The following is a 15,372-nucleotide window of genomic DNA, read 5'->3' as shown; positions in this document are numbered from 1 at the left end:
CCTATTTAGTCAAAAAATAGTAAAGTAAACCAATAATTACTGAAGATCCAAATCCATATACTAAAACTGGACCAGCTAAACTAAACATCTTTGCCCCCACACCAAGTACATAGCCTTCTCGCTTGAATTCCATGGCTGGTGCCACAATGGAGTTGGCAAATCCTGAAATTGGCACTATAGATCCAGCACCTGCTACTTTGCCGAGCTTATCATATATCCCCAATCCAGTTAGAAATGCTCCCAAGAATACCATTATGATTACTGTCACTGTATTAGCATCGGTCTTATTCAATCCTGAATCCTTTAAAGTATTCAAAATAAACTGGGCAAATGTGCAAATTGCTCCACCTACTATGAACGCCCAGATGCAGTTTTTGAGATAGGTGGGTTTAGGCACTTTCTTATTTACATATTCCTTATATTCCTTTTCCTTACTTACCTGAGTGATTTGTTTTTTCACCTTAACACCTCCATGGAGAAGTCATATCCCGGTCAATTTTTGATATCCATTAAACTGGTTTTAATATCTTTCCCCGTGATATCCTTGTTAATCATTACATTATCACACTGATGTCTCTTTTCATGCTCTTCATGGTTTTTAATAAACAGTAAATTTGAGCTAATATTCTTTTTATAGTCTAAATCCATAATGATTCCTCCAAAACTATCTATAATATGGAACTAGATACATCTGTATCCGTATAAACTAGCTTTGCAGCAATTGGTCTGTTGCTTTTATTTTTTTTATATGAATAATAAAATGTGGTTGCCGAAAGCATAATTATAAATACTATTATTATTGTTTTTTTACTAATTGAATTCCTCATTATACCACCTCAATATATTTATTGATGAAATTGCATGATAGTTTTAATGAAAGTTAATTATGCAATTTGCTCTATTAATTATAGTATTAACCATATTACTATTTATTAATTCCAAAAAAATAAAGACATGATAATCACGTCTTCTCTAATATTTTTTTCATTAAACCTAATACTTTCTTTTCAATCCTAGAAACCTGTACTTGAGATATGCCCAAGCCTTCAGCGATTTGTGATTGAGTTTTATCCTTAAAGTATCTTAAAATAATTATCTGCCTTTCCCTAGGCTTTAATTTACTTAAAGCTTCCTTCAAGGCAATATTATCAATGATCCTTTCATTATCATCGCTCTTAGTTTCACTTATTTTGTCAATTAAATGTATTGGTGATCCATCATTTTGATGTATTACGTCATATAGGTAGTCAGGATGGATATTTGATTCTAGTGCCATAACAATTTCTTCTTTATCAATCTTTAGTTCATCGGCTATCTCATTTATTGTTGGCTCTCTTCCCAATCGCTTAGATAGTGCCTCCTTTGTATATTTGACCTTTGTTGCAGTTTGCTTTAGGCTTCTACTTACTTTGATAATACCATCATCCCTTAAAAATCTTTTGATTTCTCCGATTATCATTGGCACTGCATAAGTAGAAAATCTGACTCCATAACTTGAATCAAATTTATGTATTGCCTTAATTAATCCAATGCTACCTAACTGAAATATATCATCCCTTTCATAGCCTCTATTATCAAATCTACTAACTAAGCTTTTTACTAATCCTAGATTTTCGTCAACTAATATAGCTTGAGCTTCTCTATCGCCATTTTGAGCCTTGTCTATTAAGAACATTGTTCTTTCTGTATCAAAGTTATTATTCTCTTTAAATGAAGCAGTCACCCCATAATATCTACTCCCCATCTTCCCCAGCCCTTATCCTCTTTTTCATACTAATTTTTGTTCCTTCACCTTTTTCGGACTCAATATAAATATCATCCATAAAGGTTTCCATTACGGTAAAACCCATACCAGATCTTTCTAGTTCTGGCTTTGAAGTATATAAAGGCTGTCTGGCAAGTTCAATATCCTCAATCCCATCGCCAAAATCTTCTATTACAATCTCTATAGTATTTCCAATTATTTTACATTCTATAACTACCTTTTCATTTGGGCTCTCATAACCATGTATTATTGCATTGGTAACGGCTTCGGAGACTGCAGTTTTTATATCAGCTAATTCCTCTATAGTTGGATCGAGCTGTGATACAAATGAAGCTACAACAACTCTTGCAAAAGATTCGTTTTGAGATTTGCTTAAAAACTCTATCTTCATATAGTTTTGGAAATTCAATCTATTCACCCCTTTACATATTAGCTAAAGCTTCTTCTTTTGTAGAGTACTTATTTATGATCTTATATATTCCCGCCATTTGAAAAATCCTATCTACGTGGGGATTGGAAATAACAACGCCTACTTTTCCCCCTAGATTATCTATCTTCTTATACCTTCCAATAACGACACCAATGCCAGAACTATCCATAAATTTCATATTTGACAGCTCAAAAATTAAGTTCCTAATATTCTTAGAATCTATGGCAGAGTCAATATCTTCTCTTACCTCTTCAGCAGAATGATGATCCAATTCTCCATCTAGATAGACAACTAATATATTATTTTCTACTTTTAAATTAAGTCGCAATCGAATCCCCCCTATATTTCTTTGTGTTATATTATATTCTTGAATCCATGTATTTTTCCTTCAATGAAATTTAGCTATTTTTGTAAATACTGGTTCTAATTTTGTCAAATAAAGGGTCATTAGTTTCTTCGATTTGACTTACAAATAAAAAAAAGGCGTCAAAATGACACCTGAAAATTAATCGAAGAAATTGCATAATTACTTTCTATAAAAACCATCAAATATGCTTATATCTTAAGTAATTAAATTAAGGATGATATTCCCATATAGAGATTCCAGTCAAAACTTTAATTTGTACATATCAAAACTCCCCAGAAACATCGGATATTTTGCTATGTATAAATTAAGATTTACCCTAAACTCTCTATATTAGGCTCAGCCAAGTAAGAGTTATGCAATTTCCTCAATCCTTAATATTGTTTAGTCTTCATGTTTTGCTATGATTACTTCCATATGACTAATTGCATCATTAATTAACCCTTCTACATCCAGTAGTTTTTCAGACTCTAAAATTTTATCAAGTCTTGGCTTTGTAACAGGCCTATCGGGTAAGAATACTGTACAACAATCTTCAAAGGGTAATATTGATGTTTCATAGGTATCTATTATTTTAGAAATCTTTACTATATCCATCTTATCCATAGCAATTAGCGGCCTAAATACTGGCATATTTACAGTGGCATTTGTTACATTTATACTCTCCATAGTTTGACTTGCAACCTGTCCAATGCTTTCTCCAGTTACTAATGCTTTACATTTTCTATCTAATGCCACCCTTTCAGCTATTGCCATCATAAATCTTCTAGAAAGTATTGTCATCTCCTCAGCACGACAATTTTCATTTATAGCTTTCTGTATATTTAAAAGATTAATGGAATGTAATCTAACTCTTCCACAATATTTACTTAAAATCTTAGCTAAATCTATTACCTTCTCCTTGGCTCTATCGCTTGTAAATGGATAACTATGATAGTGTACTGCTTCAATTTCCACCCCTCTTTTAGCTACAAGCCACCCTGCCACAGGACTATCTATACCTCCAGAAAGCAATAGCATTGCCTTACCACCAGTTTTATAGGGCATTCCACCAAAACCAGGCATTTTTCTAGAATAGACATATGCCTTGTCCCTCACTTCTACATTGATTATAACATCGGGATTATGTACATCAACCTTTAATTCATCAGTATTTTCTAATATATAACCCCCCACTGTCCTGCTTATCTCTGGTGACTTAATAGGAAATCTTTTATTCCCCCGTTTTGATTCTACTTTAAAGGTTTTTATATCATCTTCTTCTATACATTCCTTGGCTTGTTCTAAGGCCATTTCACAAATTCTATCCATTTCCGCTTCAAAAATATATGCCACACTTACTGAAACTATTCCGAATACCTTAGTAACAGTTTCAATTACTTCCTCTTCATCATATGCCTCTAGATCTATATAAATCCTACCATGAGCCTTGTATACATTCATTTTCCCAATGGATTTTATAACTGTCTTAATGTTTCTCAAAAGTGTATTCTCAAAATATGGTCTATTAAGTCCCTTTAAGCTTATCTCTCCACATCTAATAATAAGTACCTTTTCCATTTTATCATCTCCTACCAATAACTTTTCTTAGATCTTTAACCGTACTGCAAAGCTTGTCTATGGTATATTCAATTTCCTCTACAGTATTCTGAGGACTGAAGCTAAGGCGTATAGCCCCTTCCACTTCTTCATTAGTAAGCTTCATTTCCTTTAAAACATGACTAAATGATTTCTTCTTAGAAGAACATGCAGAACCCGTCGAAACATAAATACCTTCTTGTTCCAGAGTATGAAGTAATACCTCACCTCTAATTCCTTTAAATGAAATATTAAGTATATGGGGTGCGGAACCTTCACCAATTGCTCCATTTAATTTTATGTCTTCTAAATTATTCTTGATGCCTTGTAAAAGCTTTGCCTTTAGGTTTTTCATACTATTGATGTTTAAATCAAGTTCATTCTTCACAAGCTCAGCCGCAACTCCCAATCCAAGAATCCCCGGTACATTTTCAGTCCCTGATCTTAATCCCAATTCTTGATTTCCGCCAAAAATGATTGACTTGATTTTTGTTCCCTTTCTTACAAATAAGGCTCCTATCCCCTTTGGACCATGTATTTTATGTCCACTTATAGACATAATATCCACCTTAAGCCTTTTTAAGCTAAAGCTTACTTTCCCAAAGGCTTGTATAGCATCTACATGAAACAGCGGTCTATTTTTTCTATTCTTAATTATATTACATATCTCAGATATGGGCTCTATGGTTCCAACCTCATTGTTTACATACATTATACTTATTAAAACCGTATCATCCCTTAATACTTTTTGGAATTCATCAATATCTATTAATCCATTTCCATCAACCCTCAGATATGATACATCATACCCCTGTTCTTCTAATTCTTTAAATACATGTAAGACAGAAGGGTGTTCTATCCTAGTAGTAATTATATGTTTTCCTTTTCTTTTATTACCTTCCAAGGCTCCTAAAATAGCTAAATTATTTGATTCAGTGCCCCCGGATGTAAAATATATTTCCCCTTCATTGGCACCCAAAGCCTTAGCCACTTGCCTTCGAGCTTTTTTTACCAGCCTTTCAATCTCAACACCCTTACTATGCAATGACGATGGATTTCCATAGTATTCTTCCATTGATTTTATCATTATATCTATTACTTCTTCCCTTGGCTTTGTCGTAGCTCCATTATCTAAATATACTTCCATTCAAAACACTCCTGCCACATATTATTAAATGTTCTTTCCATATTTTATCTTACTCAATAGTTTTTGTAAAGGGAGACGTTATATTCAGATATTATTCATGAAAAAAGGAAGTGATAATTCACTTCCTCAGATTGTAGACAAAGTATGCAAGATGACAGGCTGAGACAAACGCCCAAGTTCAAGGCACGTTGGAATTGAGGAACGGAGCTTGCTTTGACTGCAAGTGAGTACCGGAAATTCCAACAGCAACGCAGAAATTGGGCATTTGTCATCGGCCTGGGGAAGTGATAATTTACTTCCCCATTCTATCCAAAGAATAATTTAATCGTATCCTCATCACTTTTTTTACCCATCAAGCTTCCTATTATAAATGCCGCTAAGGATATTAGTACAGTAGGTACTATCTGATGCATTCCTAACCATTTTATCTTCAGGATTGTAAAATAAAAATATGCAGCAATCCCTGTGATCATAGACAATAAAGCCCCTGTGGAATTTGCTCTCTTCCAATACAATCCCATGATAGTAGGCCACAGGAATGCGGCTTCAAGACCCCCAAAGGCAAATAAATTGATCCAAACCAACAACTCTGGAGGCTTTATTGATAATAAGAATACTATAATCCCTAAAATAGCAGTTGTATAAAAGCTCAATTTACTGACCTTCTTTGATGATATATCCTTCCCTCCATAATTTATATATAAGTCTTTAATTATGGTAGCTGACGCTAGTATGAGCATAGAATCAACCGTTGACATTATAGCGGCTAATGGTCCAGCAATAAATATCCCTGCTAAAATAGGATGTAATACCTTCAAAGTTATATTTGGTACGGCCAAATCTCCTACCTGTATGTCTGGAACTATAACTGAGCCCAAAACCCCTACTAAATGCATTCCAAGCATTAAAAACCCAACTACGGCAGTTCCTATTACCATTGCATTATGTAGGGATTTAGAGTTTTTGAAACCCATACATCTAATTGTAGTTTGGGGTAAACCTAATACTGCAAAACCAACTAATACCCAAAATGATAGAATGAAGGGTTTCGCTATTGCTCCACCGGAATCCGGTGTTAATATGGCAGGATTAATCTGATATAATGAATCCATTATATTTTTTAATCCTCCACCGTTTTTTATAACTGCAAAGAATAGAAATATCGTAGCAAAAATCATTACAACACCTTGTATCGCATCTGTCACAGCCACTGCCCTAAATCCACCTATAGCTGTATAGATTACAACAGTAATTCCAAATATCATAAGGCCTACAATATAGGGATACCCTGTAACAGTTTGGAATAGCCTTGCCCCTCCAATGAATTGGGCTATCATTGCGGCTGAAAAAAATACGAGAATAGCAATAGAAGATAGAATTACAACCCCATCACTTTTATACCTAGCTCTCAGATATTCAGTTACTGTAACCGCACCAATCTTTCTAGATATTATAGCAAATTTTTTACCTAGAACCCCTAACGTTATAAATGCAGTAGGTACTTGTATCATAGCAAGTAAAACCCACCCAAGTCCTAGCTTATAAGCTACTCCTGGCCCTCCTATAAAACTACTGGCACTAGTGTATGTTGCTATCAAAGTCATAGCTAGTACAAAGCCTCCCATACTCCTGCCACCAATAAAATATTCCTGTAAAAATCCTTCTCCCTCTGATTGTGTAGTTACTCTATTACTACGGTAAGCTATGTATAACATAAGTGCTAAATAAACTATCATTGGTATAATTATTTGAATATTACCCATATTGACCTCCTTTAAAAAGCTCCCTTAGGAACATTATCTAAAAATTATTCCTCATCAAAATCAACATCAACAAAAAATTTCTTCACTACAAACCATAACAATAGACATATTACTACATAGCCTAGTATACAGCTATAGAAAAACCAGCTCGGAAACCCTAAAACATATGAATACTCAGAAGGGTCCTTTGATCCTAGCCCATAGGCAAAACCATACCACCATATAAAAAAGAAAATATAGAGACCAATAGTTATACAAGCTTCCTTGTTTAAGATTCTATTTTTTTCCCTGTTATTCATGTCCAATCACTCCCTTCTTTTTTAACCCAGATTATCCATAGAAAATTTAAAACTCTACTACGTCCTTTTGTTTCTAAGGCATTCATCAAATCTTCGACGTACCGTCTAGGTATGCCTTCGAATTTGATAAATGTCTTAGAAATCAAAACTACTTGCACTTTTTCAACCATTCTATGAATAATATGGGTTTAATCAAAAGCTTTCTTAATAAATTAATTGCAACAAAAAAACCCTTTCTGAGTCTAGTATGTACAAAAAGACATAGAAAGAGTCGATATTTATATTAAAAGTCTATAAAATAAGACTATTAAACATTCAACACTAATTCCTTCTGTCTCGGTCCATATAGCTGGCTCAGAGCAGATCAACCACGTTATTATGTTTTAAATAAAACTATCTACGGTATAGCTCCTATAGAAGATACTATCCGATAATATTTTAGCATAGTAAAGCAGTATATTCAAATCTATTTTTGAAATTTTTTAATTTTTATTATAATGCATTGAATTTTTCTCTTACTTCCTTTATTTCTCCACAGGTCATGCTTCCCTCAGGACAAGGAGCATTCAAACAATTTGGTCCAGAATATTTAAATAAAGTTGGTGCCACAGCCTTTACCTGTCTAAGCATTTCAGTTGCTAATTCTCTGATCTCCCATTGAGCCCTATTACAGCATCTATGCTTAAAAAAGTTAATTAATGCCCTGGCATTCATAGTAACAACAATCTTAGTTTCACAGGCATTCGGAAAAATATACCTTGCATCCTCTATGGCCCTTTTCTCTGCAAACCCTTTAGCTTTCTTCTCACTACATCCATCTTCTACGTAGCTCTTAAAATGTTTTTCAAACAATATATCGGCCAATTCATTGTAGGTTCTTTGATCTTCTTCCATGGCTTTAATAAATTTTTCCTTCGCCTCGGGAACACTCTCTATTGCAGGTGGTATTATGTACTCGAACTGGTCTAACTTAACATATCTTTGGGATTGCTGTGAATAGGAACATCCAATTCTATGCCTTACTAGTTGATGGGTAAGCACCCTACTAACACCCTCAACCCCAAAGGTAAAGCTAACATGTTCAATGGGTGATTCATGTCCCATTCCCATTAGCATATTTAAAAATTTATCAGTATTTTCCCCTGTTAGCTTGTCTTCTATTTTATCTACTCCAACCGCTGAATAACAAAGCTTAGCCGCTGAAGCAATGAGTTTTTCAGCATCTGGAGTATATCTTAAAAGATTCACCTTTAATTTAGCACTCATTTTGTTTCCCCCTCATAATATTTTACATGCTTATTATTATAACATAAAAGACTAGGGGTTGATATAATTATGTTTACCAATAAAGCTCAAAAAACAAAAGTATTAAATGAGCTTTTTTTATTTGAGGAAATTGCATAACTCTTACTTGGCACAATTGCATATGCAAATATCATCCTTAATTTAATTGCTTAAGATATAAGCATATTTGGTGGTATAGCTTTGAAGATTTTTAAACTACATGTAGTAGATGGTTTTTATAGAAAGTAATTATGCAATTTGCTCATTTAATATTAACTATCCTTTTATCGGTTATAATACATCCTACAGGTATATCCAACTCATCCACGGGTACCTTATCAATTAATTGGTAATCATAGCATATAGCAATTGTTATGGTAGTATTTTTTAATCTTTTAAGAAATCTATCATAATAGCCCCCTCCAAAACCTATCCTATTGCCGGATTTATCAAAAATCACCCCAGGAACTATTACTAAATCTATATCCTCTGTTTCTACTTCCCTCAGGTTTGCTAAGTCTGGCTCCTTAAAACCAAGGGAACTAGTTTTAAGCTCAATATCGGGATCTTTTATCTCACTAGGTACTATTTTTCTTTCTTCCTTTATGCAATATGGTACAATAACTCTTTTCCCATTATTAAAGCAATCCTCCATAAGTTTATATGTATCAACCTCATTATTAAAACTTAAGTATATCATAATATTTTTAGATTCTTTAAAAGCTTTTAAACCCATTAGCCGATGGATTATACTTTCACTACATTTTATAGCTTCTTCCTTCTTCATCTTCCTTCTTTTTTTCAAAAATTGATTCCTCATAGCATCCTTAGTACACATATGATTATCCTCCTATACATATCCCATTTATCACTATTTATATTTTACTCCACTTCACAGAATAATCCAATAAATCATTGCAAATACTACCTACTTTATAAATTCATAAATTGGAAAATATTTTTTCTACTTTTTTTGACAATTTCCTTGCATTCTTTGTCGAATTTTGTTATAATTTCTATGTGGTTATCCCCCTGGAAAACCTCAATCATATAATCTCTATTCCCAATACCCCAAGTAAAAGATTTACCTTTGGTAAATCTTTTACTTTTTTTTGTTCTAAATTATCATCTCTATACTAGGCATCACATTGAAACCCCCTAGAAACATCGGATATTTTGAGATGTATAAATTAAGTTTAACTTTTGGAAATATGTATAGATATTCCAGTTAAACAATTAATTTATACACATCAAAAATCCCTAAAAACATCGGATATTTTGAGATGTATAAATTAAGTTTAACTTTGGGAAATCTATACATTTAAATTGATTATTATAATTTATTTAATATATCTTAATATTCTTTTATTTAATGATATGGTTATTATATAATAATAATAGTATAAGCTTTTTAAAGGAGGTACTTTATGGCAAATAAGAAGGTAGCTGTTGTTTTTACGGGGGGAACTATATCAATGAAAATTGATCCCAGAATTTCTGCCGCTATTCCAGCTTTATCCAGTGAAGAAATAATGTCTATGGTTACAAATATAGATAAGTTTGCGGATATAGAAATGGTTAATTTTGAGACAATACCTGGTCCCCATATGACCCCACAAAAAATGATGAATCTATCTAGACTAGTAAAAACATTGATACAAAGAGATGATATTGACGGGATCGTGATTACCCATGGTACTGATACCTTGGAAGAAACAGCCTTCCTATTGGATTTAAATATATTCTCAAATAAACCCATAGTTATTGCTGGTGCAATGAGAAATGGTTCAGAGCTAGGCTATGATGGCCCAAGTAATCTAGCTGCGGCCATATGTACTATTATTTCTGACCAAGCACAAAATAAAGGTGTCCTTGTTGTTATGAATAATGAAGTAAATGCTGCTAGTGAAGTTACTAAGACTCATACCCTTAGCTTGGACACTTTTAAATCCTTAGAATTTGGCCCTTTAGGCATAGTAGATAATGACGAAGTTATATTTTATAGAGACATTGTGAAACATCATCATATCGAAACCGACAGCATAGAAGAAAATGTATACCTTATTAAGACCTATGCAGGAATAGATTCTTCCCTAATAGACTTTTGTGTTGACAAGGGTGCTAAGGGTATAGTAATAGAAGCAATGGGCAGGGGTAATATTCCTCCTATGATGGTATCGGGTATCAAAAATGCTATATCTAAGGGAGTAAAAGTTGTTCTTGTATCCCGATGTCCAATGGGAAGGGTTCTTGATTCCTATGGCTATGATGGAGGAGGAAAAACTCTAAGAAACCTAGGGGTTATATTTGGAGGCAGTCTTAATGGACAAAAAGCTAGAATTAAACTTATGTTAGCACTATCAATTACTGAAGACGGTAAGAAAATCAAAGAAATTTTTGAAAAAGATTTTTATACAAAATAGAAAGTTTATATAAAAAGATACCCCTTTCAGCTCAAGCTAGTAGGAGCTAAGAATGTAGTTATTTGTCATTCTTAGCTCCTACTTTTTTTAAAAAACGAATGGCACTTTATGAATATGTATCTGTTTATTAGTCAATCCTATTGCATAATATTTAACCTATATCTCCTATATATCCGGTAGTTTTCTTGATATAACAATAGTTAAAACTAAGGCAGTAACTAATCTCATGGTTAGCAATAGAAATCCATTGGCTCCAACAGCAACAAAAATCAAAGTATCTTCAATAACTGCGTGACAACAGACTAGAAAGATGGACACAAGAATTAAGCTTCTCTTATCTAAATTTCCTTCCTTTGCACTTTGTATTATTATTCCCGCTCCATAGGCCAACCCAAATACTAGTCCAATAGCTAATGGAAAAGCTGATTCCTTTGATACCCCCATCCATTTTGTTAAGGGTTTACAGAAATCTGCAATTTTATCAAGTAAATTTAAATCCTTTGCTATCTCCATTAGAATCATAAGTGGAAATACTATGATTGCTATATTAAAAACAGATTTGAATCCTCCTATTAGCCCTTCCGTCACTATAGTCATTATTTCAGTCATTTATAGTTCACCCCCTACTCAGATTATTAGATTGAGTATTAATCCCGAAATGATAGCTAAGCCAATTCTAATCACCAACACTACTGCAACACTAACTCCTACCTTCTTGCTAACCGCAGTCTCCACGGGTAAGGTATGGGAGAATGATAACATGACTGCTATAATAGTGATTTGTTTAGCCGTTAAAGTTATGGAGGATATAGCTCCTATGGCTGCATAAATATTAAGTACATTTCCTAAAACTAGAACTACTGCTGCTTCTCCCGGTAACCCAAAAGCTTTCATAATAGGCTCAAACCACGTAGCTATATAATTTAAAACCTGAGTATATTTAAGGATTGTAACAATAAAATAAACAGGTATTATAAACTTGCCTAGATCTATTACAGTATTAAAACCATTTTTTGTACCCCGTTTAATAGTATCAATATTAACCATCCAAATCCTCCTAACTTATTTTTAGAAAACTTTCAGTACTTATATTATCTATAGAGCAAATTGCATAATTACCTTCTACAAAAACTATCTACCATATGTAGTCCAAAATTCTTCAAAGCCATACCATCAAATATGCTTATATCTTAAGCAATTAAATATAGGATGATATTCGCATATGCAATTCTGCCAAGTAAGAGTTATGCAATTTCCTCTATAGATAACTCAGGTTAATAATTAATTTTTACACATCAAAATTCCCTAGAAACATCGGATATTTTCAGATGTATAAATTAAGTTTAACTTTTGGAAATCTCTATATTAAAGCTCTTTGTAACTTATTTATATTCTACATATATATAGAATTATCCTTTAACTAGTAATTGGTTTAGGTCTAATATTTTGTATACGTCTATTCGATTTTTCAGTTCCTTAATTTCAGAACATATTTTTATAATATCATCGCACCATTTGCATAGGTGTGTCTGTAAATATTATTTCATCTTAATTCTGGACATCTTTTATTGTATAATATATACAGTATAGTTAATCTATCTATTTCTAACTCAAATGCATTATGTTATTTTAGGAGGTTTAATAATGGATATAATAACAAATAGCAAACAAATATCTTATAGTTTGCCACCTATCTTTAATGAGCTGCTACTAGACAATACAAGGTCTGTTCTTTTTGATATAGAAACCACTGGTTTAAATAGAAATTATGACAAAGTTATCTTAATTGGAGTCTTGTATCAAGAAAAGGAAAATGTTATAATTAAGCAATTTTTTTGTGAAAATTCTAGCGAGGAACTAGAATTACTTAAAGCCTTTATTGCTACCTTTAAAGACTTTAACCTTTATATTACATACAATGGAGCTAATTTCGATATACCATTTCTAAACAAAAGGTTTTTAAAACATAATCTGAATTATCAAATAGAGCCTTATTATAATTTTGATCTATATAAAGCGGTTAGAAAAAATAAAGGCATGCTAGGCTTAGATAATTGCAAACTAAAAACCGTTGAAAGATTCTTAGGTATAAATAGAAAGGATACAATAGATGGTAGAGAAAGTGTTAGACTTTTTAAAAAGTATGAGATCACAAAGGATATCAGTTTGAAAAAGAAAATCTTACTCCATAACTATGAAGATATATTACATCTTTTGCCTACCCTTAAAATCCTAAACTTTATCAATAAAGATAGGGTTTTCACCCATTTTCCAAAGGAATTTTCTGTGAATAGTGAGCTCAAGATCAGAATTCTTGGATACCATATAAATAAGGATTTCTTAGAGGTGTCTGGGAATTTTCAAGGAAACTTACCCCAAGACATTATACTTTATAATCCCAATTACAATTTTAGACTTATGAAAAAGGATACTAAATTCATATTCAAAATCCCCTTATTAAATGCTAATATCGAAGGTGTGGGAAAATATTCATTTATAAATTTAAATGAAATTAACTATAAAGATTATAATTTATCTGAAATAGATAATGAGGAAAAATTGAAATACTTAGTTAAAATAGATAATGAAATTAAAGATATTAACATCTATAATTTCATTAAGGATTTCTCTTCATATATTATAAAGTCCAATCTATAGGTACATATATCTACACTAGCAAAACTATAGAACATAAAAAAAACTATATGCAATTGCATATAGTTTTTAATGGTGCCCAGAGGCGGAATCGAACCACCGACACGGGGATTTTCAGTCCCCTGCTCTACCGACTGAGCTATCTGGGCAAATCTTGGTGGACCTTCAGGGACTCGAACCCCGGGCCTGCCGGTTATGAGCCGGACGCTCTGACCAACTGAGCTAAAGGTCCATATTAATTGACATTAAAGTTTTGTTGACTTGGTGGGCTTAAGTGGACTTGAACCACCGACCTCACGCTTATCAGGCGTGCGCTCTAACCAGCTGAGCTATAAGCCCTCACAATGGTCGGGGTGGCAGGATTTGAACCCGCGACCCTCTGGTCCCAAACCAGATGCGCTACCAAACTGCGCTACACCCCGAAAACACATTTAAAACTTTCCTCTAAAATCAAAACTGGCAGGGGTGGCAGGACTTGAACCCACGACATACGGTTTTGGAGACCGTCGTTCTACCAACTGAACTACACCCCTACTATAAAGTTAATAAGGAAGTCTTTTTACCTATCGGTAAAAACCACAAAACTTTTCTCGAGCTAAAGCTCGCTATAAAGTTTTGTTGACTTGGTGGGCCTTCAGGGACTCGAACCCCGGACCTGCCGGTTATGAGCCGGACGCTCTGACCAACTGAGCTAAAGGCCCCTATACATGGCGGAGAAGGCGGGATTCGAACCCGCGCGCCGGTAAACCCGACCTAACGGTTTAGCAAACCGTCCTCTTCAGCCTACTTGAGTACTTCTCCACATATTGGCGGAGGAGGTGGGATTCGAACCCACGGCCCCTTGCGGAGTCACTGGTTTTCAAGACCAGCTCCTTAAACCACTCGGACACCCCTCCGAATAAGGTAGTTAATTACCAAAAGGTACTTAGCTTTTATTTGTTCGAAAAAACAAATAAAACTGGTGACCCATCCGCGACTCGAACGCGGGACACCCTGATTAAAAGTCAGGTGCTCTACCGACTGAGCTAATGGGTCATAATAATAACCAACATCAAAGCTAGTTATGTAAAATTGGCTGGGGATACAGGACTCGAACCTGTGAATGACGGAGTCAAAGTCCGTTGCCTTACCGACTTGGCTAATCCCCAATACAATATATATGTATATGGCGTGCCCACAGGGATTCGAACCCCGGACACACGGCTTAGAAGGCCGTTGCTCTATCCTGCTGAGCTATGGGCACATATTGGAGCGGGTGAAGGGGATCGAACCCTCGCAACCGGCTTGGAAGGCCGGGGCTCTACCACTGAGCTACACCCGCATATAAGGGAATTTATTTACCAATTTGGCAAACACCATAAAACTTTTTTCAAGCCAAAGCTTATTACAAGTTTTTTTATCTTGGTGGAGGGAACTGGATTCGAACCAGTGTAGTCGTCGACAACGGATTTACAGTCCGCCCCCTTTAGCCACTCGGGCATCCCTCCGGATTAAATATTAAAATGGAGCTGGTGATGGGACTTGAACCCGCAACCTGCTGATTACAAGTCAGCTGCTCTGCCAATTGAGCTACACCAGCAAAATGGCGATCCAGAAGAGACTCGAACTCTCGACCTCTAGCGTGACAGGCTAGCGTTCTAACCAACTGAACTACTGGACCATAA

At 34.3% G+C, this 15,372-nt stretch carries 16 protein-coding genes and 15 tRNA genes; 2 read left to right on the top strand and 29 right to left on the bottom strand.

Going from position 1 to position 15,372, the window contains the following annotated elements; translation table 11 throughout:
* Position 1: 1 nt before the first annotated feature.
* From spoVAC to N4A68_09095, 12 genes are all read right to left on the bottom strand, one after another.
* Positions 2-460 (bottom strand): stage V sporulation protein AC, encoded by a 459-nt coding sequence (gene spoVAC, locus N4A68_09150; GenBank protein MCT4564456.1) that lies wholly within the window; start codon positions 458-460, stop codon positions 2-4.
* Between the two features lie 32 nt (positions 461-492).
* A complete protein-coding gene (locus N4A68_09145; GenBank protein MCT4564455.1) occupies positions 493-648 on the bottom strand; it encodes a hypothetical protein in 156 nt (51 codons plus the stop codon).
* Positions 649-668: 20 nt separating this feature from the next.
* Positions 669-827, bottom strand: coding sequence for a hypothetical protein (locus tag N4A68_09140; GenBank protein ID MCT4564454.1), 159 nt, complete (start codon positions 825-827; stop codon positions 669-671).
* A 134-nt stretch (positions 828-961) separates the two neighbouring features.
* Complete coding sequence (sigF, locus tag N4A68_09135) at positions 962-1,744, bottom strand: RNA polymerase sporulation sigma factor SigF (protein MCT4564453.1); 783 nt, start codon at positions 1,742-1,744, stop codon at positions 962-964.
* Entirely contained in the window at positions 1,734-2,156 is a 423-nt protein-coding gene (gene spoIIAB / locus N4A68_09130) for an anti-sigma F factor (protein ID MCT4564452.1), read from the bottom strand. The genes sigF and spoIIAB overlap by 11 nt, the downstream gene beginning before the upstream one ends.
* Before the next feature lie 31 nt (positions 2,157-2,187).
* Positions 2,188-2,523: an anti-sigma F factor antagonist gene (gene spoIIAA, locus N4A68_09125; protein ID MCT4564451.1), complete on the bottom strand. Its 336-nt coding sequence runs from the start codon at positions 2,521-2,523 to the stop codon at positions 2,188-2,190.
* Positions 2,524-2,943: 420 nt separating this feature from the next.
* Entirely contained in the window at positions 2,944-4,119 is a 1,176-nt protein-coding gene (gene thiI, locus N4A68_09120) for a tRNA 4-thiouridine(8) synthase ThiI (protein MCT4564450.1), read from the bottom strand.
* A gap of 4 nt (positions 4,120-4,123) precedes the next feature.
* Positions 4,124-5,284 carry a cysteine desulfurase gene (locus N4A68_09115; protein ID MCT4564449.1) on the bottom strand — a complete coding sequence of 387 codons (1,161 nt, stop codon included), beginning with the start codon at positions 5,282-5,284 and terminating at the stop codon, positions 4,124-4,126.
* A 305-nt stretch (positions 5,285-5,589) separates the two neighbouring features.
* On the bottom strand, positions 5,590-7,047 hold the full coding sequence (gene panF / locus N4A68_09110; protein MCT4564448.1) for a sodium/pantothenate symporter: 1,458 nt from the start codon (positions 7,045-7,047) through the stop codon (positions 5,590-5,592).
* 44 nt (positions 7,048-7,091) lie between these two features.
* The gene (locus tag N4A68_09105) at positions 7,092-7,346 is read right to left on the bottom strand and encodes a YhdT family protein (GenBank protein ID MCT4564447.1); all 255 of its coding nucleotides are present in this window, start codon (positions 7,344-7,346) and stop codon (positions 7,092-7,094) included.
* 492 nt (positions 7,347-7,838) lie between these two features.
* A complete protein-coding gene (thyX, locus tag N4A68_09100; GenBank protein MCT4564446.1) occupies positions 7,839-8,612 on the bottom strand; it encodes an FAD-dependent thymidylate synthase in 774 nt (257 codons plus the stop codon).
* Positions 8,613-8,892: 280 nt separating this feature from the next.
* Positions 8,893-9,468 carry a 5-formyltetrahydrofolate cyclo-ligase gene (locus tag N4A68_09095; GenBank protein MCT4564445.1) on the bottom strand — a complete coding sequence of 192 codons (576 nt, stop codon included), beginning with the start codon at positions 9,466-9,468 and terminating at the stop codon, positions 8,893-8,895.
* A 589-nt stretch (positions 9,469-10,057) separates the two neighbouring features.
* On the opposite strand from N4A68_09095, the gene N4A68_09090 reads away from it, so the two are divergent.
* Positions 10,058-11,053: an asparaginase gene (locus tag N4A68_09090; GenBank protein ID MCT4564444.1), complete on the top strand. Its 996-nt coding sequence runs from the start codon at positions 10,058-10,060 to the stop codon at positions 11,051-11,053.
* A gap of 165 nt (positions 11,054-11,218) precedes the next feature.
* Here the strand turns inward: N4A68_09090 and N4A68_09085 are convergent, their stop codons facing one another.
* Both N4A68_09085 and N4A68_09080 read right to left on the bottom strand, forming a co-directional pair.
* Positions 11,219-11,662 (bottom strand): nucleoside recognition protein, encoded by a 444-nt coding sequence (locus N4A68_09085; GenBank protein MCT4564443.1) that lies wholly within the window; start codon positions 11,660-11,662, stop codon positions 11,219-11,221.
* Positions 11,663-11,680: 18 nt separating this feature from the next.
* Positions 11,681-12,100: a nucleoside recognition protein gene (locus N4A68_09080; GenBank protein MCT4564442.1), complete on the bottom strand. Its 420-nt coding sequence runs from the start codon at positions 12,098-12,100 to the stop codon at positions 11,681-11,683.
* 597 nt (positions 12,101-12,697) lie between these two features.
* Here N4A68_09080 and N4A68_09075 point away from each other — a divergent pair.
* Positions 12,698-13,711 (top strand): ribonuclease H-like domain-containing protein, encoded by a 1,014-nt coding sequence (locus N4A68_09075; GenBank protein ID MCT4564441.1) that lies wholly within the window; start codon positions 12,698-12,700, stop codon positions 13,709-13,711.
* 70 nt (positions 13,712-13,781) lie between these two features.
* Here the strand turns inward: N4A68_09075 and N4A68_09070 are convergent.
* The 15 genes from N4A68_09070 to N4A68_09000 all read right to left on the bottom strand — a co-directional run bounded on the left by N4A68_09070 (position 13,782) and on the right by N4A68_09000 (position 15,368).
* Positions 13,782-13,857, bottom strand: a tRNA-Phe gene (locus N4A68_09070).
* 6 nt (positions 13,858-13,863) lie between these two features.
* Positions 13,864-13,940, bottom strand: a tRNA-Ile gene (locus tag N4A68_09065).
* Positions 13,941-13,970: 30 nt separating this feature from the next.
* Positions 13,971-14,047 (bottom strand) — tRNA-Ile (locus tag N4A68_09060).
* A 6-nt stretch (positions 14,048-14,053) separates the two neighbouring features.
* Positions 14,054-14,130, bottom strand: a tRNA-Pro gene (locus N4A68_09055).
* Positions 14,131-14,165: 35 nt separating this feature from the next.
* Positions 14,166-14,241, bottom strand: a tRNA-Trp gene (locus N4A68_09050).
* A gap of 91 nt (positions 14,242-14,332) precedes the next feature.
* Positions 14,333-14,409 (bottom strand) — tRNA-Ile (locus N4A68_09045).
* Positions 14,410-14,416: 7 nt separating this feature from the next.
* Positions 14,417-14,509: transfer RNA gene (locus N4A68_09040), tRNA-Ser, on the bottom strand.
* A gap of 6 nt (positions 14,510-14,515) precedes the next feature.
* Positions 14,516-14,604, bottom strand: a tRNA-Ser gene (locus N4A68_09035).
* A 63-nt stretch (positions 14,605-14,667) separates the two neighbouring features.
* Positions 14,668-14,743 (bottom strand) — tRNA-Lys (locus N4A68_09030).
* 37 nt (positions 14,744-14,780) lie between these two features.
* Positions 14,781-14,856, bottom strand: a tRNA-Gln gene (locus tag N4A68_09025).
* Between the two features lie 18 nt (positions 14,857-14,874).
* Positions 14,875-14,951 (bottom strand) — tRNA-Arg (locus tag N4A68_09020).
* Between the two features lie 4 nt (positions 14,952-14,955).
* Positions 14,956-15,029 (bottom strand) — tRNA-Gly (locus N4A68_09015).
* Positions 15,030-15,110: 81 nt separating this feature from the next.
* Positions 15,111-15,195 (bottom strand) — tRNA-Tyr (locus N4A68_09010).
* A gap of 16 nt (positions 15,196-15,211) precedes the next feature.
* Positions 15,212-15,287: transfer RNA gene (locus N4A68_09005), tRNA-Thr, on the bottom strand.
* Between the two features lie 4 nt (positions 15,288-15,291).
* Positions 15,292-15,368, bottom strand: a tRNA-Asp gene (locus N4A68_09000).
* Between the last annotated feature and the right edge of the window lie 4 nt (positions 15,369-15,372).

Source organism: Maledivibacter sp. (genome assembly GCA_025210375.1).
Lineage (GTDB): Bacteria > Bacillota > Clostridia > Peptostreptococcales > Caminicellaceae > JAOASB01.
This window is presented reverse-complemented; position numbering and strand designations above follow the sequence as displayed.